Genomic DNA, 23,101 nt, shown 5'->3' on the forward strand with positions numbered 1-23,101 from the left:
GACGCAAGAGGGACGCAACCGGCGGGGCCGGGCACACGTCCACCTCGTACAACGGCGGACTCGACACGCCGTAGTGACCCCCTCGCACGCGCGTCCCGGGGGATGCGCAAGGATCGGAGCCATCATGACTGCCTGGTTCGTCATCGCCGTTCCGATCGTGATCATGTTCTTCGCGCTCTTCATGGAGCGCGTTGAAGCTCGTCTCCGCCACGTCGCCGTCCAGGAGGACGAGGTCGAGGAGTTCCTGGAGTCGGCGCGCCCCGATGAGGTCAGGGCGCTGTACGGGCACGGCATCGGCCGCGCGCTGGAGCTGTTCCGGCTGCGCCGGCTGGGCGGTCGTGCCAGGAACCTGCGTCAGCGGCGCACCCGCCGCTAGCGCCGGCAAGGACCGGCGAGGCCCGCGGGGCACACCCCGGCGGGCCTTATCGGGCTGTCCGGGTCTGGTCGCACGGCGCGCCGGGAGGCGATCCACGACACAGCCCTTAGACTGCACTCAGTGATCGACGGCAGGCGCCGATCCGCCAGAAGGCGGAACGCACTCGACCGTCGCGTCGACAGGAGGGACGAGGTGGACGAGACCCTGGCCCGCGCGGGCATCTTCCAGGGGGTTGAACCGGCGGCAGCGGAGGCACTGGCGCAGACGCTGGAGTCCGTTGAATTCCCGCGTGGCCATGTGATCTTCGCGGAAGGCGAGCCGGGCGACCGGCTCTACATCATCCAGTCCGGCAAGGTGAAGATCGGCCGCAAGTCGCCCGACGGTCGGGAGAACCTGTTGGGGATCTTCGGGCCGTCCGACATGTTCGGCGAGCTGTCGATCTTCGACCCGGGCCCCCGCACGTCCACCGCGACGACGGTGACCGAGGTGCGCGCGGTGAGCATGGACCGCCCCGCGCTGCGGCAGTGGATCACGAACCGGCCGGAGATCGCCGAGCAGCTGCTGCGCGCCCTGGCGCGCCGCCTGCGGCGGACGAACTCCATGCTGGCGGACCTGATCTTCACCGACGTGCCCGGCCGCGTGGCGAAGGCCCTGCTCCAGTTGGCGCAGCGGTTCGGCAGCCAGGAGGCCGGCCTGCTCCGGGTCACGCACGACCTGACCCAGGAGGAGATCGCGCAGTTCGTGGGCGCGAGCCGCGAGACCGTGAACAAGGCCCTGGCCGACTTCGCGCACCGCGGTTGGCTGCGCCTGGAGGGCAAGAGCGTCCTGATCCTGGACCCCGAGCGCCTGGCGCGACGGGCGAGGTAGCGCCACACCGCTAGCGCGCGCCGGCCGCTAGCCCGAGCCACGCGGCCCCGCGGCTTCCCGCGAGGGCCGCGTCGGCTTGTCATCCGGCTCTCACCAGCAACAAGACCGGGCGCCGCCCCCGACGCGGCGCACCGGTCTTGTCGTGTGCGCGGCCCATCCCCCGACAGACCGCGCCTCTCCACACATCCGGTACCCGCAGGCCCCGACCCTCTGGCACCGGAAGGAGGTCTGGTTACCCCCGCTGACCTCGACCGAAACCGGTCAGCTGGCGTCTCGTCCACGATCGCACGGCAGTCCCCCCGCAACTCAAGCGAATTCACCCTCAAGGACCCGCCGTTCAGCGGTTTCGTTGCATGGTTTCACCCGGTCATCCCATTGTTGTAACCGAATCGCAACCTTCCAGGCCCCGGTGACCGACCTAACCGGTAAAAAGCTGGTACGGGCGTACCAAAGACGTGCATACTGGTACACATGTCCCACTCTGCCCGCCTCTCCGACTACCGCACCGCCCTGACCACCCCCGGCATGCGCGGCCCGGTGGTCGCGTCGCTGCTCGCCCGGCTGCCCATCGCCATGGTCGGCCTGTCGCTGCTGCTCTACGTGCAGCGCGAGACGGGCTCGTTCGCGGCGGCGGGCCTGGTGTCCGCGGCCTCGCTGGTCGGTGTCGCGGTCGGGTCGATCGTGCAGGGCAGGCTGATGGACCGCCTCGGCCCCACCCGGCCGCTGCTGACCGCGGTGGGCTTGTTCGCGGTGTTCGTGACCCTCGCCGTGACGGCCGTCGAAGCCGGCGCGGCGCTGGCGGTGCTGGTGCCGCTGGCGTTCGCGGTCGGGTTCACCGAGCCGATGGTGGGCTCGGCGTCGCGGGCGCTGTGGGCGCACATGCTGCCGCCGGGGTCGGCGCGGCTCGCCGGGTACGCCTACGAGGCGATCAGCATGGAGGTCTTCTTCATCCTCGGACCGGGCCTGTCCGGTCTGCTGGTCGCGGCCCCGTGGGCGGGCACCGGCGTGGTCGTCGGCGCGGCGTCGATGGTCGTCGGCGCGCTGTGGTTCGCGTTGAACCCGACCGTGCGCGGCGTGCGGCCGGAACCGGTGCGGCGCAACCTGCTGGGCGCGCTGGCGTCGCCGGGCATGCGGACGGTCGCGCTCGCCGCGCTCGGGTTCGGTGTGACGATCGGGTTCATCGAGGTCGCCGTGCCGGCCGCCGCGGCGAACGCGGGTCACGTGGGCCTGGGCGGTCTGCTGCTGAGCGTCTGGTCGGTCAGCTCGGTGCTGTTCGGCGTGGTGTACGCGATGCGCCCGTTCCCGCGGGCCATGCACCTGCGGCTGCCGGTGCTGCTGGGCGGGTTCGCGCTGCTGTCGGTGCTGCTGGCGGTGCCGACGTCGCTGCTCGGCCTGGGCGCGGCGCTGCTGGTCGTGGGCACGCTGATCACGCCGCAGGCCACCACGCACTCGGCCGCCATCGAACAGGTCGCGCCGGCGGGCACGGCCACCGAGGCGTTCGGGTGGGTCGTGACCGCGGTGACCGTGGGGCTGGCGATCGGGCAGTCGGCCAGCGGCCAGCTCGTCGAGTCGCACGGCACCGGGACCGCCTTCGTGGCGGCGGCCGGCGCGGGCCTGCTGGTCGCGGCCCTGGTGTGGGCGTTCCGCCGCACCGTGGCCGCCGGCGCGCCGCTGCCCCGGCAGGACGAGCTGGAGCTGGTGTCGCGCTGAACCCGGCGCGGGTTCACCCTTTCGTGTCCCCAGCCGACGGGCGGGAATTGTCGTACCCCGTCGATAGCGTCCCCGGCATGGACCTGACCGCCACCACCGCCGACCTGGCCGCCGCCGCCACCGAGGTGGCCCGCCTGCTGCCCACCCGGGTGCTCGACCCCGTCCTCGCGGGCCTCGTGCTGCGCGCCGACGGCACCGGGGTGGAGCTGGCGGGCAGCGACCGGGAGCGGGCCGTGCGGCTGCACCGGCCCGCCACCACCCACACCGACGGCGCGGCGCTGGTGCCCGCCAAGCCGTTCGCCGACACCCTGCGCGGCCTGGACGACCCGCGGGTCCGGCTGGTGGTGGAGGGGTCGCGGCTGGCGATCCGCACCACCACCGCCCGCTTCGCCCTGCCGCTGCTCGACCTCGCCACCCACCCGGGCGTCCCCGGGCTGCCGCCGAAGGCCGGCGAGATCCCGTCCGACGTCCTGGAGGCCGCGCTGGTCCCGGTCGCCAGCGCGACCTCCAAGGACGACGTCCTGCCGATCTTCACCGGCATCCGCATGACCGGCTCGGGTGACCGGGTCGAGCTGATCGCCACGGACCGCTACCGGATGGCGTACGCGACCGTCCCGTGGTCGCCTGAAGGTTCCCTGAACGTCCTAGCGCCGGCCGCCCTGATGGCTGACGTGTCGCGCCTTCCGCAGCACACTGTCGTGACCATCCACGCCGACGAAGATCGCATCGCCCTGTCCTGGCCGGGCGGCAGCGTCAGCACCGCGCTCCTGGCCGCACCGTTCCCCGACGAGAGAGCCCGCACACTGCTGGAGGCCATCATCGACAGCACCGTGGTTGTGGAGGCGGACGCCCTGGCCGGCGCCGTGAGGAGGGCGACCCCCTACTCCGGCCCGCACGGGTCCGTGACGTTGCACGTGGAGGACTCCGAGCTGCGCGTGCGCGGCAGCGACCCGCAGACCGGGGAGTCCGAGGAGTCGGTCAAGGCCACCACCGAGGGCAACCGGGTGACCAAGACCTTCCAGGCCCGCTACCTGGCCGACGCGCTGAAGGCGTTCAGCGGGCGGCGGGTCGAGCTGCGCATCCAGGACGGTCTGCGCTCCACCGTCCTCACCGCGCCCGCGGCCGACGACGGCATCGAGCTGAAGTACCTGGTCGTGCCGCTACGCACGGTCCACTGACCCCCACTCCCACAGCGCGTCCAGCACCCCGCGCAACGCCTGCCCGCGCGGGGTCAGGGCATAGCTCACCCGCGGCGGCCACCCGGCCACCCGCGACCGCTCCACCACCCCGCACGAGACCAGCTGCGCCAACCGGTCGGCCAGCACCTTGTCCGACACGGCCAACGCCGCCGCCAACTCGCTGTAGGTGCGGGCACCGCCGAGCAGTTCCCGCACCACCAACGTCGTCCACCGCCCGCGCAACGCGTGCAACGTGACCTCGACCGGACACTCCGCCGTCGGCCGGTCGACCTCCAGGTAGCTCACCACTCGTTCACCCCACTCCTCCGCCCGACCACCACCGCGCGCCGGAGGCGCGCCATCCGACACAGCAGCTCACCGTTTGGTTGGTCACGAAACGCCTCCCTAGCGTCGGTCCCATGCCCGCGCAGACACCGCACGAACTGCCCGCCCTGTTCGCCGAGCTGTTCAACCAGGGCGACCCGTCGTCCCTCTACGAACCCGGCGCGGAACCCGAGGTCCTCGCGGGGCACCTCGAACTCGACGCGAAGATGGAGGTCAGCCCCCGCAAGGTCTTGGTCAACGGCGACATCGCCCTGCTCGTCGTGGACTGGCGGCTGGGCGAGGTCACCGGCACCGCCACCGACGTCGCCCGCCGGGGTCCCGACGGCTGGCGGTACGTGATCGACAACCCGTCAGGCGTCGCGTAGGTACTCCAGCTGCGCGTTCACCGACCACTCGGCGGCGGCCCACAGCGACCGGTCGACGTCCGCGTACACGACCTCGACCACCTGGCGCGCGGTCGGTTCGCCGCCGAGCCGCTCGACCGCCGCCCGCACCTGCGCCAACCGCTCCTCCCGGTGCGCGAGGTAGGCCCGCGCGACCGTGCCCACGTCGGGCAGCTCGGGGCCGTGACCGGGCAGGACGACTGTCCCGGGCGGCAGGTCGGCGAGGACCTTGAGCGACTCCAGGTAGTCGCGCAGCTTGCCGTCGAGCACGGTCGTGCCGCGCCCGAGGATGGTGTCGCCGGTCAGCACGGCGTCCTCGACCAGCAGGCTCATCGAGTCGTCGGTGTGCCCGGGCGTCGCGACGACGCGGATCTCCAGGCCGCCGCCGACCACCACGTCACCGCCGGCGAGGCCTTCGGTGCCGAGCGCCGGGTTGCCCGCCCGCACCGGCGCGCCGACCAACCGGCCGAACTCCGCCGCGCCCTCCGAGTGGTCGGGGTGCCCGTGGGTCAGCAGGACCGCGTCGACCGGACCGAACGACGCCACGCGCTCCAGGTGCGCCCGGTCCAGCGGACCCGGGTCGACCACCACGCACGACTCCGCGCCGGGCGCGCGCAGCAGCCACGTGTTCGTCCCCTCCAGCGTCATCACGCCGGGGTTCTCCGCGAGCACGACCGACGCGAAGGCCGTGACCTCGCGCAACTGCCCGTACGTCGGCGTCACGGCACGACCACCCGGACCGCGTCGCCGTCCCGCACCAGCTTCGGGATGATCTTCTCCACCTCGCGCGGCGCCGCCAGCACGTCCGCCACCCCCGGGAACTCGGCCAGCTCCGACAACGTCACCCACGTGGGCGGCAGCAGCAGCCGCCGGCCCTCCTGCCAATCCTGCAACGCCTCGGCGGGCCGCTGCCAGCCCGCGTCCGAAGCCTCCGACGTGACGTCGTCCGCCTTCTGCCCGCCGGGCAGCACGGCGACGAAGAACCGCGTGTCGTACCGGCGGGGCTCCTCGGCGGGCGTCACCCAGTTCGCCCACGGCCGCAGCAGGTCGGCGCGCAGCACCAGCCCCTCGCCGGCCAGGAACTCCGCGAACGACAGGTCCCGCGCCACCAGCGCCTCGCGCGCGGCGGCGTAGGAGGACGTGTCGGCGACCACGGTGTCCGCCGACGGCCCGGCGAGCAGCACGCCGGACTCCTCGAACGTCTCCCGCACGGCCGCGCACACCAGTGCGCGCGCGAGTTCCGTCGAGCAGGCGAACCGCTGCGCCCACCACTCCGGCTCGGGCCCGGTCCACGCCACGGACGTGTCGGCGTCGCGCGGGTCCACGCCGCCGCCGGGGAAGACCGTCATCCCGCCCGCGAACGCCATGCCCAGGACCCGCCGCTGCAGGAACACCTCGAACCCGGTGTCGGCGTCGCGGACCAGCACGACGGTCGCGGCGTCACGCGGCGCCACCGGCACCTCGGGGACGACGTCGGGCACCATGCCCGCCGGCAGGACCAGTTGTTCGGGGAGTTCGCGCACGACCCGAGCCTACGACGAGGATGATCCGCTGTGGACACCGCGAAGAAGGGCTGCCTGCTCAACGTGCTGCTGTTCGTGCTCGGCGCGGTCGTCGGCACCGGCATGACGGCGGTGCTGGCCGTGCTCGCCTTCCTGCCCAGCCGCGACACGATCAGCGCCGACCCCGGCGATCCGGGAGTCTGGGTCAAGGAGGTGGACACGCTGCTCGGCGCACCGGAGTACGAGGTGTGGCTGGGCGGGTCCGAGGACCACGGCCACGTCGTCGAGGTCCCCGCGGGGTGGGGCCACTCGCCCGAGGTGGTGCGGCAGGCGGACGGCGTCGAGCTGCGGTTCGGCAACAGCGGCCGGATCTTCGTGCCCGCCTCGACTTACGTAGGCGGCCGATGAAAGTATGGGTGTCGTGGACGAACAGTTGCGCGTAGGACTCGTCGGAGCCGGACCGTGGGCGAAGCTGGTGCACGCGCCCGGCCTGGCCGACCACCCCGGAACCCGCCTGACCACGGTGTGGGCCCGCCGCCCGGAAGCCGCCGCCGAGCTGGCCGAGTCGTACGGGGCGTCGGTCGCCGCCGACCCCGACGAACTGCTGGCGGCCGTGGACGCGGTCGCGTTCGCCGTGCCGCCGGAGGTGCAGGCGGAGATCGCGACCAAGGCGGCCGGGATGGGCAAGCACCTGGTCCTGGAGAAGCCCATCGCGTCCACCGTGGACGACGCGGCCCGGTTGGCCGACGCCGTCGCCGACGCGGGGGTGGCGTCGCTGGTGGTGCTGACCCGGCGGTTCGCGCCGGAGACCGAGGAGCAGCTGGCGCAGCTGCGGCAGACCGGCGGGTGGGTCGGCGGCACCGCCCGGTGGCTGACCGGCGCGCTGCTGGACGGCCCGTTCTCGGGCTCGCCGTGGCGGCACGAACGGGGTCCGATCGACGACATCGGACCGCACGCGTTCGACATCCTGGACGCGGCGCTGGGGACGATCACCGAGGTGATCAGCGCACACCGGTCGGCGGCGGGCCTGTGGCAGCTGGCCCTGGCCCACGAGGGCGGCGCGACGAGCACGGCGACCCTGACCATGTCCCTGCCGCTGAACCCGCCGGTGGTCGAGGTGAGCGTGTTCGGCGAGCACGGCTACCGGCAGCTCGCGGACCGCGGGACGAGCGCGCAACAGTGCTACACGAACCTGCTGGACGACTTCGTGGCGATGGTCGACAGCGGCACCACCACCCACCGCTGCGACGTCCACCGCGGCCTGCACCTGCAACGGATCATCGAGGAGGCCCGCCGCAAGGCAGGCGTCTGACCACGGGCGGGCCAGATGTGCGGGAGCGCCGGACCGTCCAGAACGTGCGGGAGCGCCGGACCGTGGGACGGTCCGGCGCTCCGCTCCGGCTCTCAGCCCGGGTACTTGCCGTTGTTCGGCTTGGGCACGCCGTTCACGTACTCCGGCCCGCCGCCCGGCCACGACTGCTGCTCCCGCTGCGCCAACTCCTCGTGCAGCTGCTGCAACAGGGCCCGCTCGCGGTCGCTCAGCTTGGCGTCCACGGTCGGCGGCAGGTGCACCGACGCGGGGGCGTTGCCGTCCGCCAGGGCCGCCTGCAGCGCGGCCAGGTCGTCCGGGTTCAGCTCCGTCGTCTCCTCGGTGCGCGACACCGGCGGTTCCTCGACGCGGTTGCGCTTGTCCGCTCGGGACGCGCGCTTGGGCAGGTCCTCGGCGCGCGTCCGGGACGGCAGTTCCGGGCGCGGGTCCGGCGGCGGCGGGGGTTCCTCCGAGGCCGGGGCGACCGGGGCGACCGGCTCGGCCTGAGCCGCCGGGGGTTCCGGCGCGACGGGGGTCGCGGGGACCTCCTCCACCGGCTCCTCGACCTCGCGCACGGGCAGTCGCTTCACCGGCTTCGGCGGGAACGGCTGCGCGCCCTCGAACGACTCCGCCCGGGAGCGCCTCGACGTGGAGCCGGGTTCTGCTTCCGCGGGCACCGGTTCCGGCTCGACCACCGGTGCCCCGTCCCGGACCTCGCCGTCGAACCACGTGGCCCCGGCCGCCGCGGGCGGTGGCACCGGCGCCGACTGGAAGAAGACCTCGCGGGCCGTCGACGACGCCGCCGCGTGGTACTCGCCCATCGGCGTCCCCACGGTCAGCACCTCGACCACCGCGCGGATCCCCGCCCGGCGCAGCACGCCGTCCACCCGGTACGCCGTCGCGGGCGCGAACCCGGACGGGCCGATGTCCACCAGCAGCACCCGCTGCGGCAGCGGGCCGGGCGTCGCGCCCGCCGGGGTGGACCGCCACGTCGCCCGCACGGAGCGCACGTCCGGCAGCACCGACAGGGTCTTGCCCAGCACCTCGGCCAGGCCGTCCGCCGGGTCGGACTCGACGGTGAACCGGTGCCGCGGCACGGGCACCTGCTCGACCGCGAACAGCCGGTCCGCGAGCGCGACGTCCGAGCGGACCTCGCCGAGCAGCCAGCCGATCTCGCGTCTCTCGTCCACCGACACCGGGATCCGACCCGCCAGCAGGCAGCCCACGACCAGCTCGACCGCGCGGTCGAGTTCGGCGACCGCCAGCAGCTCCCGGGCCTGGGTCAGCGCGTCGTCGTCAACGCGTCCGGCCAACGCCAACAGGAGGTCGTGTAAACGGACGGGAAGCCCCACTCCGTCGTTCGTCACGCCTGCTCTCCTTCCGGCCCGCGCGGCTGCGACGGGTCTACACGGGCACCAGGTGCCCGTCGGCCTCGGCACCGGTGCACACCAGCTCCGAAGCCGCCAGAGCCGCCCGGTGGTAGGGCGGCAGGTCCGATCCGGCGGGCAGGACCTCCACGCAGGGGTCGTGCTCGCCCAACGCCCGCAGCACCCGCTGGAGTTCACCTGCCAGCCGGGCGTACCCGGAGGTGGCCGTGACCAGGATCAGCCTCCTGGTCCCACCCGGACCCCGACGCCACGAGGACCGGACTTCGCCGACCCCGGGGCGCCCGCGCAGGGTCGCGCCGAGCACCGCGGTCGCGGAATCTCCCATCAACACCCGTTCGGGTGATTCCGGGGTGAATGTGTAACCGGGTTCGGGCTCCTCGTCCAGTCCCTTGACAGAACTGATCGAGGAAAGATCGGCGCCGTGCGGCACGAGGGCCTCCGCGAGCAGGCGCTGCTCGTGGTCGGTCAGCCCGACCCGGTCGTGCAGCAACGTGCGGGGCAGGGCGCGGGCCAGCACCACGACGGCGTCGGACGCGGCCCAGTCGCGGAACCGCCACAGCACGTCGTCCGGCAGGCGGCCGGCCAGCCGCAGCAACAGCTCGTGGCACGTGTCCGACATCTCACTCCCCGATTTCGACGATCAGGTCCACCTCGACCGGCGCGCCCAGGGGCAGCTCGGCCACGCCGACCGCCGCGCGCGCGTGCTTGCCCGCGTCCCCGAAGACCTCGCCGAGCAGCTCCGACGCGCCGTTGACCACGGCCGGCTGCCCGGTGAACCCCTCGGCGGAGGCCACGTACCCCGTGAGCTTCACCACCCGGACGACCTTGTCCAGGCCGACCAGGTCGTCGATCGCGGCGAGCGCGTTGAGCGCGCAGGTCCGGGCGTGCGCCTTGCCCTCCTCGGGGCTGACGTCACCGCCGACCTTGCCGGTGGCGGCCAGCGAACCGGACACGAACGGCAGTTGGCCGGACGTGTAGACGTGGTTCCCGGACCGCACGGCCGGCACGTAGGCGGCGACCGGCGCGGCGACCGGCGGCAGCTCGACGCCCAGCTCCGCGAGGCGGGCCCGCCAGCTCATGCCTTGGGCCGCTTCAAGTAGGCGACGTGCTGCTCACCCGACGGGTTGGGCAGGACGGTGACCAGTTCCCAGCCGTCCTCGCCCCACTGGTCCAGGATCGCCTTGGTGGCGTGGATCAACAGCGGGACGGTGGCGTACTCCCACTTCTGCATGCCGGGGAGCCTAGCCGGACCGCTCGGGCCGCCGCGTCAGGTCCGGCCAACGAGACCGTTCACCAGCTCCACCGGCCCGCCGCGCCGGCCCGCCGCGCCAGCCCGGGTGAGCCAGCCCGTTCAGCCGGCCCCGGTGAGCCGGCCCCGTTGAGCCGGCACGGTGAGCCGGCACGGGTGAGCCGGTCGATCAACGTCCGCGTCTCGGCGATCGCCGCCACCACGTCCCGCAGCCCGCGCCGGTGACGATCTTGTCCCGGCCGACGACGTCGCCGAGGCCGCCGCCGACGCGAACCACCCGATCGATTCCCCCTCGACCCCCCGTACCACTGGTAACGTCATGTTCGCAGGACGCGCGCCGTGTCCTGCGATCGCTGCGAGAGGCAAGGGGGCTGTGTGAGCGGGGTGGACGGGGGCCGGCTCGACGTGAGCGGGCTCGCGCCGCGGTTGTTCGCCGTGGTGCAGGGGGACGAGGACGAGCAGTGGGTCGCGGCGTGGGGCATGGAGTTCGAGGACCACGCCGACGTGGCGGCGGTGTCCGGCGAGTTCCGGATGCTCACGAAGGACGCGGCGAGCTCGCTGAAGTACTTCGAGGAGGGGCACGAGATCGGGACGACCCTCGTCTGGGTGAACCCTGCCCGGCCAGGCGATTCGGCGCTACCTTGATCGAGTGGAGACCTGGCGGATCGTGGCGACGGGCGCCTTCGTGGTGGGCGGCCTCGTGCTCGTGCTCGTCGCGATGGCGCAGGCGCGGGACCGCAAGCACGCCCGGGGCGCCGACGTGTGGCGGGCCGGTCTCGTCGGCCTCGCCGTCGTCGGGCTCGTCGCGGTTCTGATCGCCTACTGGCTCCCCTCGGTGGCGGCCTGGGGCACCGTCGCCGCGACCGCCATGGCGGTGGCCTTCATCACGCTGATGGACTGACCGTGCCAGGCGGTTCTCAGGCGGACGCGCATACGCTGATCCGGTGAACGGCTGGACCGACGAGCTGACCCGCGCCCGGCTGCACGTCGTCACGGGCAAGGGCGGCACCGGCAAGACGACCGTCGCCGCGGCCCTGGCGCTGGCCCTGGCCACCGGCGGGCGGCGGGTGCTGCTCGTCGAGGTCGAGAACCGGCAGGGCATCGCCCAGCTCTTCGACCGGGCGCCGCTGCCCTACGCCGAGGAGCGGATCGCGTCCGCGCCCGGCGGCGGCGAGGTGCGCGCCCTGGCCGTGGACCCCGAGGCGGCGCTGCTTGAGTACCTCGACATGTTCTACAACCTGGGCTTCGCGGGGCGGACGCTGCGCCGGATGGGCGCGATCGAGTTCGCCACCACCCTCGCGCCCGGCCTGCGGGACGTGCTGCTCACCGGCAAGGTGAAGGAGTGCGTGCGGCGCGCCGGCAAGACGGGTCGGCACGAGTACGACGCCGTCGTGCTGGACGCGCCGCCCACCGGCCGCGTGGTGCGCTTCCTCGACGTCACCCGGGCCATGGCCGACCTCGCCAAGGTCGGACCGATCAAGGGCCAGAGCGAGGGCGTGGTGAACCTGCTGCACTCCGGGGACACCGCCGTCCACCTCGTCGCCCTGCTGGAGGAGATGCCGGTGCGCGAGACCCTCGACGCGGTCGCCGAGCTGGACGCCGCCGACCTGCGGCCCGGCGCGGTGTTCGTCAACCGGGTCCGGCCGCCCCGGCTGCCCGCCCGGTCGATCGCCGCCGCCGCCGAGGGCCGGGTGGACGAGGCCCGCCTGCTCGCGGGGCTGGAGGCCGCCGGTCTGGACGTGGCCGAGGACGTGCTGCACGGCCTGGTGGACCAGGCCGTCGAGCACGCGGCGCGGGTGCGGATGGAGCACCAGGCCAAGGAGCTGCTCGCCGAGGCCGACCTGCCGTCGGTGGAGCTGCCCGAGCTGACCGACGGGGTGGACGTGGCCGCGCTGTACGAGCTGGCCGAGGTGCTGGTCGGGCGGGGTGTGCGGTGAACCGGCTCGACGTCGACGCGCTGCTGGACGACCCGGCGACCCGGGTCCTGGTGTGCTGCGGCTCCGGCGGGGTCGGCAAGACCACCACCGCGGCGGCGCTGGCCGTGCGGGCCGCCGAACGGGGCCGCCGCACGGTCGTGCTCACCATCGACCCGGCGCGCCGGCTGGCGCAGTCGCTGGGCCTGCGCGAGCTGGACAACCACCCGCGCGAGGTCAAGGTCGACGGGTTCGCCCCGAAGGGTGAACTGCACGCGATGATGCTGGACATGCGCCGCACGTTCGACGACATGGTGTGGCAGCACGCGGGCCGGGAGCGGGCCGAGCAGATCCTGGCCAACCCCTTCTACCAGACGATCTCCACGTCGTTCTCCGGCACGCAGGAGTACATGGCGATGGAGAAGCTGGGCCAGCTCGTGGCCCGCGACGAGTGGGACCTGATCGTCGTGGACACGCCGCCCAGCCGCAGCGCCCTGGACTTCCTGGACGCGCCGCAGCGGCTCTCGACCGTGCTGGACGGCAAGCTGATCCGGCTGCTGTCGGCGCCCGCGCGGGCCGGCGGCCTGGGCCTGCGCAAGATCGTCGGGGCCGGGTTCGGCCTGTTCACCAAGGCCGTCTCGACCATCGTCGGCGGCCAACTGCTGCACGACGCGTCCACGTTCGTGCAGGCCTTCGACAGCATGTTCGGCGGCTTCCGGCAGCGCGCCCAGGCCACCTACGACCTGCTGCGCTCACCGGGTACGGGGTTCCTGGTGGTCGCGGCGGCCGAGCCGGACGCGCTGCGGGAAGCCAGCTACTTCGTGGAACGGCTGTCCGCGGAGGACATGCCGATCAACGGCTTGGTGGCCAACCGCACGCACCCGGTGCTGGCGTCCCTGCCCGCACCGGGCGCGCTGGCCGCCGCGGAGAAGCTGGAGCGTTCGGGAGACGCCCCCCTGGCGGCTGCGGTCTTGCGGGTGCACGCGGACCGCGTGGCGGTCGCCGATCGGGAGCGGCGACTGCTGGCGCGGTTCACCCGCGCGCACCCGGCTGTACCCCTGGTCGGGGTGCCCGCGCTGCCGACCGACGTGCACGACCTGGACGGCCTGCACGAGATCGGCCGGCGGCTCGCGGGCGAGTGACTACCCGACCTTCGCTTCCCGGTGCTCCTGGCGCGCGGTGTCCAGGAGTTCGTGCCACGACGTGACGTCGGGCCGCCGGCGCAGGAGCGCGCGACGCTCCCGTTCCGTCATGCCGCCCCAGACGCCGAACTCGATCCGGTTGTCCAGGGCTTCGGCAAGGCACTCGGTGCGCACCGGGCACCCGAGGCACACCACCTTGGCCTTGCGCTGCTCCGCACCCCGGACGAAGAGCTGGTCCGGCTCTTCATCACGGCACGAAGCCTTGATCCGCCAATCCCCCTGTTGCATAACCCCCACCTCAGTTCACACAGTGCCCAGACTCTTCAGAAATCCGCCACACCCCTGCCGCGGATGCCGTAGGCTCACCATCGAGTGGTCGTGCCATCGGCTGCTGTCTTGGACAGTGACGGACTGTAGAGCCTTCCGGTTCCACCTCCAACCCTGGGTTGCCCACCTGTTACCTGTCTTGAGTACTCGTACTCATCCAGGGTGATGAATGGCCCGCGACCCGTCTCACCTGGATGTGTCCTGGGTAACCTGACCTGCATGAGGGCCAGGAACGGCGTGCTCAAACTGCTCGGCCTGTGTCTGCTCGCGGGGGTGCTCCTCGCGGGCATGATGTTCCCCGTCGTGGGCTCGCTGGGTCTGGTGTCGAACAGAGCCAGCGACACGGTCGACAGCATCTCCGCCGACCTGGTCACCACCGACCCGCCGCTGATCACGACGATCACGGACAAGGACGGCGCGCCCATCGCGTACCTGTACGACCAGTACCGCGTGCTCGTCCCGCCCGAGAAGATCTCGCCCACGATGAAGGCGGCGCTGGTCTCGGTCGAGGACCGGCGGTTCTACGAGCACCAGGGCGTGGACTGGCGGGGCACGATCCGCGCGGGGTTGACCAACCAGGTCAGCGGCGCGGTGACGCAGGGTGCCTCCACGCTCACCCAGCAGTACGTGAAGAACTACTTGGTCCACGTGGTCGCGCGGAACAACCAGGTCGAGGCGCAGAAGGCGCAGGAGCAGACGATTGCGCGCAAAGCCCGGGAAGCGCGCATTTCCCTGCAACTGGAACGCAAACTGGGCAAGGAGGAAATCCTCGCCCGCTACCTCAACGTCGTACCGTTCGGTTCAACGATCTACGGCATCTCCGCGGCGGCGCAGGCGTACTTCAACACCACGCCCGACGCGTTGACCGTCCCGCAGGCGGCGGTGCTCGCGGGCATGGTCAACAGCCCGTCCGCGCTCAACCCGGAGGCGTTCCCGGAGAAGGCGCTGGAGCGGCGCAACCAGGTCATCGACAAGATGGTCGAGAACGACAAGCTGTCCAAGGACGCCGCCGAGGCCGCGAAGAAGGAGCCGCTGGGCCTCGCGACGCCGGTCCGCACCCCGCCCAACGGGTGCGTCGGCGCCGGCCCGGAGAACGGGTTCTTCTGCTCGTACGTGGTGACCTACCTGCAACGCAACGGGTTCAGCCTGGAGCAGCTCAAGACCGGCGGGTACACCGTCCAGACCACCCTGGACCGGACGATCACCTCGCACGCCAAGGCGGCGGCGGAGGCGCAGGTCGCGAAGGACACCGAGGGCATCGCGAACACGATGGCCGTCGTGCGGCCGGGCCGCGAGCGGCACGAGGTGCTGGCGCTGGTCGCGAACCGCGACTACGGCCTGAAGGCGGACCAGTTCCAGACCACCTACGACCTGCCGTCCGGGGTGGAGAACAAGTTCGGCGCGGGCTCTGTTTACAAGGTGTTCACCGCGGCGGCGGCCCTGGAGAAGGGCATGGGCATCGAGAACATGATGTCCACGCCGAACTCGCACGTGTCGCGGGTGTTCAAGGGCGGCGGCGACAAGTGCCCGCCGACCGGTGAGCCGGGCACCCGCTGGTACTGCCTGGGCAACGCGACGTCGAACTACCCGCCGCAGATGAACCTGCAGACCGCGTTGCAGACCTCGCCGAACACCGGGTTCGTGATCCTGGAGGAGCAGCTCGGCATGGACCCGGTGGTGGACATGGCGTCCCGGCTGGGCATGCGCGAGACGATGGCGACCAACCTGGCCGGCGAGCGGCCCAACCCGAAGGCCAAGGAGCAGGGCCTGCGGGTGTCGCAGACCGAGTTCTACAAGGCCAACGGCGGCAACGCGTCGTTCACCCTGTCGCCCGCGCCGGTGTCCACCCTGGAGCTGGCGAACGTGGCGGCGACGATCATCAGCGGCGGCATGTGGTGCCCGCCGTCGCCCATCGGGAAGGTGACCGACCGCAACGGCAAGCCGGTGCCGGTGAACGAGGCGCCGTGCGAGCAGGTCGTGGCCGAGGGCCTGGCGAACGGCCTGGCGGCCGGCATGAGCAAGGACGACCAGGGCCAGGGCACCGCGGCGGCGGCGGCCAAGGGCGTCAACTGGGACCGGCCGGTGATCGGCAAGACCGGCACCACCGAGGACTACAAGTCGGCGGCGTTCATCGGCGCGACCCCGGACTTCGCGGGCGCCGTGCAGACGTTCAACGACGGCACCAGCCCGCGCGGCATCTGCGTGAACGGCGGCCCGCCGAGGCTGTGCGGCGAGGGCGACATCTACGGCGGCACGGTTCCGGCGCGCACGTGGTTCGGGACCATGACGAAGGTCCACGAAGGACTGCCGCGCCGCGAGCTGCCTCCGGTGGAGGAGCGCTACCTCAAGGGCGGCAAGGAGATCCAGATCCCGGAGGTCGTCGGCCGCAACGTCAACGACGCCACCCGGATCCTGGAGGAGGCCGGCTACAAGGTGACGGTGTCCAACCGGAACTCCGGGCAGCCCAAGGGGACGGTCGTCGGCCAGACGCCGCGCGGTTCCGCGTTGCGCGGCACGGTGGTCACGCTGCTCGTGTCGACGGGTTACGTGCCGCCGCCGGCGCCGACCGAGACGAACACCGAGAACCCGCCGGCGCCGGGTGATCCGCAACCACCGGGCAACGGCAGACCGACCGACCCGCCGCAGATCACCCTGCCGACCGACCCGCCGGGCCGATAGCGGACGAGCCGCCCGCCACTTCCCGTGGCGGGCGGCTCGCGTTCCGCAGGTCTCGTGGGCCGGGCGGCTCGTGTTCCGCCGGTCCGCAAGGGGCCGTCAGGCCAGCTTCGCCTTGACCGCCGCCGCGACCCGGCCGCCCTCCGCGCGTCCCGCGACCTTCGCGTTGGCGGCCTTGATGACCTGCCCCATCTGCCGGAGGCCGGCGGCTGCGCCGACCTGCGCCTCGACCTCCGCGACGGCCTCGGCCACGATCGCGGCCAGCTCGTCGTCGGACAGCTGGGCCGGCAGGTAGTCCTCCAGCACCGCCGACTCGGACCGCTCCAGCTCGGCCTGCTCGGCGCGCCCGGCGCCGGCGAACGCCTCGGCCGCCTCGCGCCGCTTCTTGACCTCGCGGGTGATGACCTTGAGCACCTCGTCGTCGGTCAGCTCGCGCGCGGCCTTGCCGGAGACCTCCTCGGTGGTGATCGCGGCCAGCGTCATCCGCAGCGCACCCGCCCGGACCGTCTCCCGATTCTTGATCGCCGCCGTCAGATCCGCCTGCAACCGCGCCTTCAGCTCCGCCATGTGGGCAAACGTTACCGGGCACCGGTGCGCACCCCGAACCGGTTAACCCCCTACCCTCGAAGACGTGAACACGCTCGGCCGCACGCTGCTCGCCACGACCGCCCTCGGCACGGCCACGCTCGCCTACGCGGCGGGCATCGAACGCCGGCACTGGACCCTGCGCCAGGCGACCGTGCCGGTCCTCGCGCCCGGCTCCGCGCCGCTGCGCGTCCTGCACATCTCGGACCTGCACATGCTGCCGGGCCAGAAGTCCAAGCAGCGCTGGGTCGCCGCGCTGGACGAGCTGGAACCCGACCTCGTGGTGAACACCGGCGACAACCTGGCGCACAAGCAGGCCGTCCCCGCCGTGATCCGCGCCCTGGGCCCGCTGCTCAACCGCCCGGGCGTCTTCGTGTTCGGCAGCAACGACTACTACGCGCCGCGCCCGAAGAACCCGGCCCGCTACCTGCTGCCGTCGGCGAAGACCAAGCGCATCCACGGCATCCCGCTGCCGTGGCGCGACCTGCGGGCCGCGATGGTCGAGCGGGGTTGGCTGGACCTGACCCACGAGCGCCGGACGTTCGAGGTGGCGGGCCAGCCGGTCTTCGCGGCGGGCCTGGACGACCCGCACCTCAAGCGCGACCGGTACGCCGACATCGCGGGCCCCGTCCCGGACGCGGCGCTGCGCCTGGGCGTCACCCACTCGCCGGAGCCGCGCGTGCTGGACCCGTTCGCGGCCGACGGCTACGACCTGGTGCTGGCGGGCCACACCCACGGCGGTCAGCTCCGCCTGCCGGGCTACGGCGCGATCGTGACGAACTGCGACCTGGACCGCTCGCGCGCCCGCGGCGTCTCCCGGTGGGGCGCGCACATGTGGCTCAACGTCTCCGCCGGCCTGGGCACGTCGCCGTACGCGCCGGTCCGCTTCGCCTGCCCGCCGGAGGCGAGCCTGCTCACCCTCGTCCCGCGTCCCGTCGACGCAGGTCAGACGGCGTCCGCGGCGGAAAGGGATACCCGGTTCGGAGTGGGCGGGAACGTCAGGTAGAGTTCTCCTCGTTCGGTTCCCCGAGGGGAGCCGGGCGAGAGGCGGGGTGTGGCGCAGTTTGGTAGCGCGCTTCGTTCGGGACGAAGAGGTCGCAGGTTCAAATCCTGTCACCCCGACCAGCCGAAGGGGCTGTCCGAGAGCATCGGGCAGCCCCTTCGTCGTTGGCTACTCACCGATCTTCTTCGCCGACAGCAGGACTTCCGTCGCGCAGTCGACGACCGAGCTCGCGGGGACGCTCTGGGCCGTCGTCGTCCAGTTGCGGTCCATGACGAGCACGCGGCCCTGGCCGGTGGCGTCCTCCTCGCGCAGGCGGTAGAGGCCGGCGGCCTGCATGGTGTCCTGGGCGGTCTGGTGGACCATGCCCACCACGTCCGGCACGGTGCACGTCTTCGTCGTGGGCGCGGCCGGGGGTGGCGCGATGGTGGTGCCGGCGGGCGGGGACGCCTCGGTCGTCCTGGTGGACGGCGGGGACGTGTCGGCGGGCCGGGTGGCGGACGTGGACGGCGTGCACGCGGTCAGGGCGAGCAGGGCGAACGCGGTGGCGGCCGGGCGCTTCATGGGTGGCGGGTCCCTTCGGTCGGGGTCACGGTTGCGGTGTCGGAGCGCTCCGTGACCGCGTTACGCCGCTGGGTGGCCGCTCGCACAGCGCCACACGATGGAGTGAACCTTGAGTCGAGTAGCCGGAACATGACCTAACGTAGTAAGACACGCGAGCAATAGTCACTTACCGTTAACAATTACGAATGAAGGTTGATATTTCAACTCACGTTACGTAACGGGCGGCGAGATCGACGCGAAACGCGGGACAGCGCGTCGGCCCAGATGCTGTAGAGGAGTCACCCATGGGCACCGTCTCCGCGACGAAACCCACTTCCACCGGTTGGGTGCGCTTCGCCGCCTGGGCGGTGGTCTGCCTCGGTGCCGCCGCGGTCGTGACGGTGGTCGCGACCCCCGTCGCGGGCCTGGTCACCGGGCTCGCGGTCGCGCTGCTCGGGCTCGCCGTGTCCGCCCTCACCCGCGCCTCGCGCAGGATGGACCGGATCTTCGAGGAGGAGCTGGACCGGGGGACCCGGCACCATCGGGAGCATGGCTGATCAGGCGACCCGGGCCGAGGTCCGGCGGCGGACCTACGGCGAGCGCGACCTCGCCACCCTGCACGTCTTCGCGGGCGGCTTCATCAACTTCGGGTACTGGCGGGACGTCCCGCTCGACGGCGAGCTGACCGTCGAGCAGCGCGTCGCCGCCCAGCGGGCCCTGTACGACACGGTCCTGGACACCCTCCACGTCACCGCGCACGACCGCGTCCTGGAGGTCGGCTGCGGCCAGGGCGTCGGCGCGCGGCAGGTGCTGGCGCGCGGGCCGCGGCTCGTCCACGGCGTCGACCTCGTGCCCGAGCAGGTCGAGCGGGCCCGGCGGAACACCCCGGACGCGAACTTCGGCACCGGGGCGGCGGACGACCTCCCGTTCGCCGACGACTCCTTCGACCGCGTGCTGTCGGTCGAGGCGGCGCAGCACTTCGAGGACCTCGCCGGGTTCGCGCGGGAGTGCGCGCGGGTGCTCGTGCCCGGCGGGCGGCTCGCGGTGACGACGTTCTTCGCCGCCCCCGGCGCCGGCCCCGAGCTGGCGGACCTGCTGGAGTCGTTCGCGAACGGCCTCGACCTGCCGCACACCGTCGAGGGCTTCCTGGCCGACCTGCGCGCGGCCGGGTTCGCCGAGGTGCGGGCGGAGAGCATCGGCGCGCACGTGTGGGCGGGCCTGGACCGGTGGCTCGCGCAGGGCCCGCACCGCGACCACTGGGACCGCGGCTGGTTGCGCGCCGCGGAACGCGGTCTCGTGGACTACCACCTGGTCACCGCGCGGCAGCCGGCAGGATCGGAGGGGTGACGACGCACCCGACCGCCGAAGTTCCCGAGCCGCTGTTCGACGACCCCGAGGCCGAGGCCCGCTGGCGCGACCGGTTCACCGCGCCGCGGGTGAGCCTGCCCGGCTGGGCGGACGACGCGCCGGACCGCAGCCTGTACCTGTCGAACTCCAGCGGCGTGTGGGAGATCTACGCGTGGGACCGCGGCGCGGACACCCACCGCAAGGTCACCGACCGCCCGAACGGCACGTCCCACGCGGCGCTGAGCCCGGACGGCGAGCAGATCTGGTGGTTCGACGACACCGACGGCGACGAGTTCGGCGTGTGGGTGCGTGAGCCGTTCAAGCCCGGCGGGCAGGTCGAGGCCGCGGTCGAGGGCGTGCCCGCCGCGTACCCGGCGGGGTTGGAGATCGGGCACGAGGTCGTGGTGGTCGGGACGTCCACCGACGACGGGACCGCGGTGTACGTGTCCCGGTCGGGCGGCCCGGCGACGGTCGTCTACGCCCACGAGAACGACGGCGGCGTGGCCGCGCTGTCCAAGGACGAGACGCTCATCGCCCTGGCGCACTCCGAGCACGGCGACAACCGGCACGCGGCGCTGCGCGTGGTGACCCCGGACGGCACGAAGGTCGCCGAGAAGTGGGACGGCCCCGGCAAGGGCCTGGACGCGATCGCGTTCAGCCCGGTGCGCGGCGACAACCGCCTGCTGGTGCTGCACGAGCGGCGCGGCCGGGAGGAGCTGCTGATCTGGGACGTCGAGGCGGACACCGAGACCGAGATCGCGGTGGACCTGCCCGGCGAGATCAGCGCCGACTGGTACGAGGACGCGTCCGCGCTCCTGGTGGTGCACACGTTCCAGGCGCGGAACACGTTGCACCGCTACGACCTGAGCACCGGAAACCTGTCCGCTTTGGACACTCCGCACGGGACGGTCGGGTCGGCGAACGTCCGCCCGGACGGCGCCGTGGAGTACTCGTGGTCCTCGGCCGCGCAGCCGGGCGTGGTGCGCGTGCTGGACGTGGACGGCGACGAGCGCGTGCTGCTGTCCCCGCAGGGCCACAAGGCTCCCCCGTCGGTCGGGCTGGAGGACGTGTTCGTCGGTGACGTGCACGCCCTGGTCGCCCGTCCCCAGGACGCCGGCGACGGCCCGCTGCCCACGGTGTTCAGCCTGCACGGCGGCCCGCACGCGGCCGACGAGGACCGGTTCTCGGCGTACCGGGCGGTGTGGCTGGACGCGGGCTTCGCGGTGGTGCACGTCAACTACCGGGGCTCCACCGGCTACGGCTCGAAGTGGCGCGACGCGATCGAGGGCCGGCCGGGCCTGACGGAGCTGGAGGACGTGGCGGCGGTCCACGACTGGGCGGTGTCCTCGGGCTTCGCCGACCCGGCGAAGTGCGTGGTCAACGGCGCGTCGTGGGGTGGTTACCTGACCCTGCTGGCCCTGGGCACGCAGCCGGAGCGGTGGGCGGCGGGCATCGCCGGCGTCCCGGTCGCCGACTACCTGGCGGCCTACGAGGACGAGATGGAACCGCTGCGCGCCTTCGACCGCGCCCTGTTCGGCGGCTCCCCGGAAGAGGTCCCCGACCGCTACCGCGAGTGCTCACCGCTGACGTACGTGGACGCGGTCCGGGCCCCGGTCCTGGTCCTGGCCGGCGAGAACGACCCCCGCTGCCCGATCCGCCAGATCGACAACTACCTGGACCGCCTGGCGGCCCGGGGCGCGGAGTACGAGGTGTACCGCTACGACGCGGGCCACGGTTCGCTGGTGGTCGCGGAGACGATCCGGCAAACGGCAGCCGAAGTGGCCTTCGCCCGCCGCGTCCTCTAACGACGGAACGCACACCACAACCGCCGCTTCCCGCGCGAGCGCGGCTCTTCGCCGCGCTCCGCGCGGCGGGCTGGCTCCCAGCCACAAGGGGCTCCGTGTTCCCCACCGTATGACCTGCCCGAAGGGCTACCACAGATTTCCGGGGTCGGGCCAAAAAGTTTTGCGAGGAACGAGCAAAAGTTTTTCGACCGACCCCGGCAATCTGTGGTTGGCTCCGCCAGGTCATGCGGTGGGGAACACGCAGCCCTTCCCCCACTGGAGGCCTCCCAAGCCCGCTTTTAAGTTTGAGAGCGCGCCAGCGCGATCGCTTGAAAGCGCGCCAGCGCGACCGCTTGAAGCGCTAGAAGCGCTAGAAGCGCCAGAAAGCCGGAACGCCCCGCCGGACGCCGATCCGACGTCCTGCGAGGCGAGGTCCCCGTTCCGGCTGTTCAGGCCTGTTGGGCCTGCCACATCCAGTGGGCCTGTTCGAGCTGCTTCGTGATTTCGATCAGCAGGTCCTGCGTGACCAGGTCCGACTTGTCGGTCTCGTCGATCCGCGCCCGCAGCCGCTCGATGAGCTTGGCCAGCGCGCTGACCACGGCCGCGACGACCTGGTCCTCCTTGAGCCAGTTGTCCGGGAACTCCGGCACGCCCGACGCCGACGCCACGGTCTTGGCCTTGCCGTTCGGCGAGATGCCGAGGGCGGCGGCTCGTTCGGCCACCTCGTCGGTGTAGGTGCGCGCGGTGGTCACCAGTTCGTCCAGCTGGAGGTGCACGCTGCGGAAGTTCTTGCCGACCACGTTCCAGTGCGCCTGCTTGGCGACCAGGGACAGGTCGATGAGGTCGACCAGCGTCGCCTGGAGCACCGCGCCGACGGACTTCTTGTCCGACTCGGACAGCGGGCTGGTGATCGGGGACTTGCTCATGGACGCCTCCTTCACACGGTGGCGGTGAGCGCCACCTCGATGTTGCCGCGCGTGGCGTTGGAGTACGGGCACACCTGGTGCGCCTTGGCGACCAGGTCCTCGGCCACGTCCTGGGTCACGCCCGGGAGGTGGCTGTGCAGGTCGACGGCCAGCAGGTAGCCGCCGTTGCCGTTCGGCCCGAGGTTCACCTTCGCCGTCACGGTGGTTTCGCCGAGGGCGACCTTGCCGTGCCGCGCGACCAGCTTCAGCGCGCTGTGGAAGCACGCCGCGTAACCGGCCGCGAACAGCTGCTCCGGGTTGGTCTTGTCGCCGCCGGGGCCGCCGAGCTCCTTGGGAGCGGCGAGCTGCTCGTCGATGACGCCGTCCGAGGACCGGACCTCGCCGTTGCGCCCGTCGCCGACCGCCGTCGCCTCCGCCGTGTAGAGCACCTGCATGGTGAACGCTCTCCTTTGAGCTGGTGGTTGGAGCTTCCGATCACCCCAACACCCGGCCGAAGCCGAACCACACCCGCTGGTGTGGCAGCTCACGCCCCTCGCAGAAGTACCCGCCCA

28 protein-coding genes and 1 tRNA gene are annotated in these 23,101 nt (G+C 72.4%); 17 read left to right on the plus strand and 12 right to left on the minus strand.

Annotation, left to right across the window (positions count from 1 at the left end; translation table 11 throughout):
- Positions 1-124: 124 nt before the first annotated feature.
- The 4 genes from ABD126_RS21265 (at position 125) to dnaN (ending at position 4,131) form a co-directional block, all read left to right on the plus strand.
- Entirely contained in the window at positions 125-376 is a 252-nt protein-coding gene (locus ABD126_RS21265; protein ID WP_015097743.1) for a hypothetical protein, read from the plus strand.
- Positions 377-568: 192 nt separating this feature from the next.
- Entirely contained in the window at positions 569-1,243 is a 675-nt protein-coding gene (locus ABD126_RS21270; RefSeq protein ID WP_015097742.1) for a Crp/Fnr family transcriptional regulator, read from the plus strand.
- Positions 1,244-1,714: 471 nt separating this feature from the next.
- Positions 1,715-2,953, plus strand: a complete 1,239-nt coding sequence (locus ABD126_RS21275) for an MFS transporter (protein WP_343935613.1) — start codon at positions 1,715-1,717, stop codon at positions 2,951-2,953.
- Between the two features lie 77 nt (positions 2,954-3,030).
- Complete coding sequence (dnaN, locus tag ABD126_RS21280; RefSeq protein WP_343935614.1) at positions 3,031-4,131, plus strand: DNA polymerase III subunit beta; 1,101 nt, start codon at positions 3,031-3,033, stop codon at positions 4,129-4,131.
- Here dnaN and ABD126_RS21285 read toward each other — a convergent pair.
- Entirely contained in the window at positions 4,114-4,437 is a 324-nt protein-coding gene (locus tag ABD126_RS21285; protein ID WP_343935615.1) for a winged helix-turn-helix transcriptional regulator, read from the minus strand. The genes dnaN and ABD126_RS21285 overlap by 18 nt on opposite strands.
- A gap of 113 nt (positions 4,438-4,550) precedes the next feature.
- On the opposite strand from ABD126_RS21285, the gene ABD126_RS21290 reads away from it, so the two are divergent.
- Positions 4,551-4,841 carry a YybH family protein gene (locus tag ABD126_RS21290; RefSeq protein ID WP_343935616.1) on the plus strand — a complete coding sequence of 97 codons (291 nt, stop codon included), beginning with the start codon at positions 4,551-4,553 and terminating at the stop codon, positions 4,839-4,841.
- Here the strand turns inward: ABD126_RS21290 and ABD126_RS21295 are convergent.
- Entirely contained in the window at positions 4,827-5,582 is a 756-nt protein-coding gene (locus ABD126_RS21295; protein ID WP_343935617.1) for an MBL fold metallo-hydrolase, read from the minus strand. The two genes, ABD126_RS21290 and ABD126_RS21295, sit on opposite strands and share 15 nt — an antisense overlap.
- A complete protein-coding gene (locus tag ABD126_RS21300; protein ID WP_343935734.1) occupies positions 5,579-6,343 on the minus strand; it encodes an NUDIX hydrolase in 765 nt (254 codons plus the stop codon). Before ABD126_RS21300 ends, ABD126_RS21295 begins: the two co-directional genes overlap by 4 nt.
- 69 nt (positions 6,344-6,412) lie before the next feature.
- Here ABD126_RS21300 and ABD126_RS21305 point away from each other — a divergent pair, with 69 nt between their 5' ends.
- Together ABD126_RS21305 and ABD126_RS21310 are read left to right on the plus strand one after the other, a co-directional pair.
- Positions 6,413-6,769 carry a hypothetical protein gene (locus ABD126_RS21305; RefSeq protein ID WP_343935618.1) on the plus strand — a complete coding sequence of 119 codons (357 nt, stop codon included), beginning with the start codon at positions 6,413-6,415 and terminating at the stop codon, positions 6,767-6,769.
- A 4-nt stretch (positions 6,770-6,773) separates the two neighbouring features.
- Positions 6,774-7,673, plus strand: coding sequence for a Gfo/Idh/MocA family protein (locus ABD126_RS21310; RefSeq protein WP_343935619.1), 900 nt, complete (start codon positions 6,774-6,776; stop codon positions 7,671-7,673).
- Between the two features lie 92 nt (positions 7,674-7,765).
- Here the strand turns inward: ABD126_RS21310 and ABD126_RS21315 are convergent, their stop codons facing one another.
- From ABD126_RS21315 to sp36, 4 genes are read right to left on the minus strand one after another with little or no spacing between them, the layout of a single operon-like run.
- Positions 7,766-9,037 (minus strand): hypothetical protein, encoded by a 1,272-nt coding sequence (locus tag ABD126_RS21315; protein WP_343935620.1) that lies wholly within the window; start codon positions 9,035-9,037, stop codon positions 7,766-7,768.
- A gap of 37 nt (positions 9,038-9,074) precedes the next feature.
- Positions 9,075-9,677 carry a hypothetical protein gene (locus ABD126_RS21320; RefSeq protein WP_343935621.1) on the minus strand — a complete coding sequence of 201 codons (603 nt, stop codon included), beginning with the start codon at positions 9,675-9,677 and terminating at the stop codon, positions 9,075-9,077.
- 1 nt (position 9,678) lies between these two features.
- A complete protein-coding gene (locus ABD126_RS21325; protein WP_343935622.1) occupies positions 9,679-10,137 on the minus strand; it encodes a RidA family protein in 459 nt (152 codons plus the stop codon).
- Positions 10,134-10,289 (minus strand): Sp36 family protein, encoded by a 156-nt coding sequence (gene sp36, locus ABD126_RS21330; protein ID WP_121223613.1) that lies wholly within the window; start codon positions 10,287-10,289, stop codon positions 10,134-10,136. The genes ABD126_RS21325 and sp36 overlap by 4 nt, the downstream gene beginning before the upstream one ends.
- A gap of 393 nt (positions 10,290-10,682) precedes the next feature.
- Here sp36 and ABD126_RS21335 point away from each other — a divergent pair, with 393 nt between their 5' ends.
- From ABD126_RS21335 to bagB, 4 genes are read left to right on the plus strand one after another with little or no spacing between them, the layout of a single operon-like run.
- Positions 10,683-10,952, plus strand: coding sequence for a hypothetical protein (locus ABD126_RS21335; protein WP_343935623.1), 270 nt, complete (start codon positions 10,683-10,685; stop codon positions 10,950-10,952).
- Positions 10,953-10,956: 4 nt separating this feature from the next.
- Positions 10,957-11,208, plus strand: a complete 252-nt coding sequence (locus tag ABD126_RS21340; RefSeq protein WP_343935624.1) for a hypothetical protein — start codon at positions 10,957-10,959, stop codon at positions 11,206-11,208.
- A gap of 43 nt (positions 11,209-11,251) precedes the next feature.
- A complete protein-coding gene (bagA, locus tag ABD126_RS21345; protein ID WP_343935625.1) occupies positions 11,252-12,244 on the plus strand; it encodes an ATPase BagA in 993 nt (330 codons plus the stop codon).
- Entirely contained in the window at positions 12,241-13,362 is a 1,122-nt protein-coding gene (gene bagB / locus ABD126_RS21350) for an ATPase BagB (RefSeq protein WP_343935626.1), read from the plus strand. Before bagA ends, bagB begins: the two co-directional genes overlap by 4 nt.
- On the opposite strand, the gene ABD126_RS21355 is transcribed toward bagB, so the two are convergent.
- Positions 13,363-13,650 carry a WhiB family transcriptional regulator gene (locus ABD126_RS21355; protein ID WP_121223621.1) on the minus strand — a complete coding sequence of 96 codons (288 nt, stop codon included), beginning with the start codon at positions 13,648-13,650 and terminating at the stop codon, positions 13,363-13,365.
- Positions 13,651-13,908: 258 nt separating this feature from the next.
- On the opposite strand from ABD126_RS21355, the gene ABD126_RS21360 reads away from it, so the two are divergent.
- Positions 13,909-16,368, plus strand: a complete 2,460-nt coding sequence (locus ABD126_RS21360; protein WP_343935627.1) for a transglycosylase domain-containing protein — start codon at positions 13,909-13,911, stop codon at positions 16,366-16,368.
- A gap of 96 nt (positions 16,369-16,464) precedes the next feature.
- On the opposite strand, the gene ABD126_RS21365 is transcribed toward ABD126_RS21360, so the two are convergent.
- Positions 16,465-16,932: a GatB/YqeY domain-containing protein gene (locus tag ABD126_RS21365; protein WP_343935628.1), complete on the minus strand. Its 468-nt coding sequence runs from the start codon at positions 16,930-16,932 to the stop codon at positions 16,465-16,467.
- A gap of 64 nt (positions 16,933-16,996) precedes the next feature.
- On the opposite strand from ABD126_RS21365, the gene ABD126_RS21370 reads away from it, so the two are divergent.
- Complete coding sequence (locus ABD126_RS21370) at positions 16,997-17,956, plus strand: metallophosphoesterase (protein WP_343935629.1); 960 nt, start codon at positions 16,997-16,999, stop codon at positions 17,954-17,956.
- Between the two features lie 42 nt (positions 17,957-17,998).
- Positions 17,999-18,075: transfer RNA gene (locus tag ABD126_RS21375), tRNA-Pro, on the plus strand.
- 46 nt (positions 18,076-18,121) lie between these two features.
- Here the strand turns inward: ABD126_RS21375 and ABD126_RS21380 are convergent.
- Positions 18,122-18,514, minus strand: a complete 393-nt coding sequence (locus tag ABD126_RS21380) for a hypothetical protein (protein ID WP_343935631.1) — start codon at positions 18,512-18,514, stop codon at positions 18,122-18,124.
- A 284-nt stretch (positions 18,515-18,798) separates the two neighbouring features.
- Here ABD126_RS21380 and ABD126_RS21385 point away from each other — a divergent pair, with 284 nt between their 5' ends.
- Genes ABD126_RS21385 through ABD126_RS21395 form a run of 3 tightly spaced genes read left to right on the plus strand, consistent with a single transcriptional unit; the run spans position 18,799 to position 21,645 of the window.
- Positions 18,799-19,050, plus strand: a complete 252-nt coding sequence (locus tag ABD126_RS21385; RefSeq protein WP_343935632.1) for a hypothetical protein — start codon at positions 18,799-18,801, stop codon at positions 19,048-19,050.
- Complete coding sequence (locus ABD126_RS21390) at positions 19,043-19,840, plus strand: class I SAM-dependent methyltransferase (protein ID WP_343935633.1); 798 nt, start codon at positions 19,043-19,045, stop codon at positions 19,838-19,840. The genes ABD126_RS21385 and ABD126_RS21390 overlap by 8 nt, the downstream gene beginning before the upstream one ends.
- On the plus strand, positions 19,837-21,645 hold the full coding sequence (locus ABD126_RS21395; RefSeq protein ID WP_343935635.1) for a prolyl oligopeptidase family serine peptidase: 1,809 nt from the start codon (positions 19,837-19,839) through the stop codon (positions 21,643-21,645). The genes ABD126_RS21390 and ABD126_RS21395 overlap by 4 nt, the downstream gene beginning before the upstream one ends.
- Positions 21,646-22,073: 428 nt before the next feature.
- Here the strand turns inward: ABD126_RS21395 and ABD126_RS21400 are convergent, their stop codons facing one another.
- Both ABD126_RS21400 and ABD126_RS21405 read right to left on the minus strand, forming a co-directional pair.
- Positions 22,074-22,550, minus strand: a complete 477-nt coding sequence (locus tag ABD126_RS21400; RefSeq protein ID WP_343935636.1) for a Dps family protein — start codon at positions 22,548-22,550, stop codon at positions 22,074-22,076.
- Positions 22,551-22,561: 11 nt separating this feature from the next.
- Complete coding sequence (locus tag ABD126_RS21405) at positions 22,562-22,984, minus strand: organic hydroperoxide resistance protein (RefSeq protein ID WP_343935638.1); 423 nt, start codon at positions 22,982-22,984, stop codon at positions 22,562-22,564.
- Positions 22,985-23,101 lie beyond the last annotated feature (117 nt).

It is taken from the genome of Saccharothrix mutabilis subsp. mutabilis (assembly GCF_039521145.1).
Classification (GTDB): Bacteria; Actinomycetota; Actinomycetes; order Mycobacteriales; family Pseudonocardiaceae; genus Actinosynnema; species Actinosynnema mutabilis.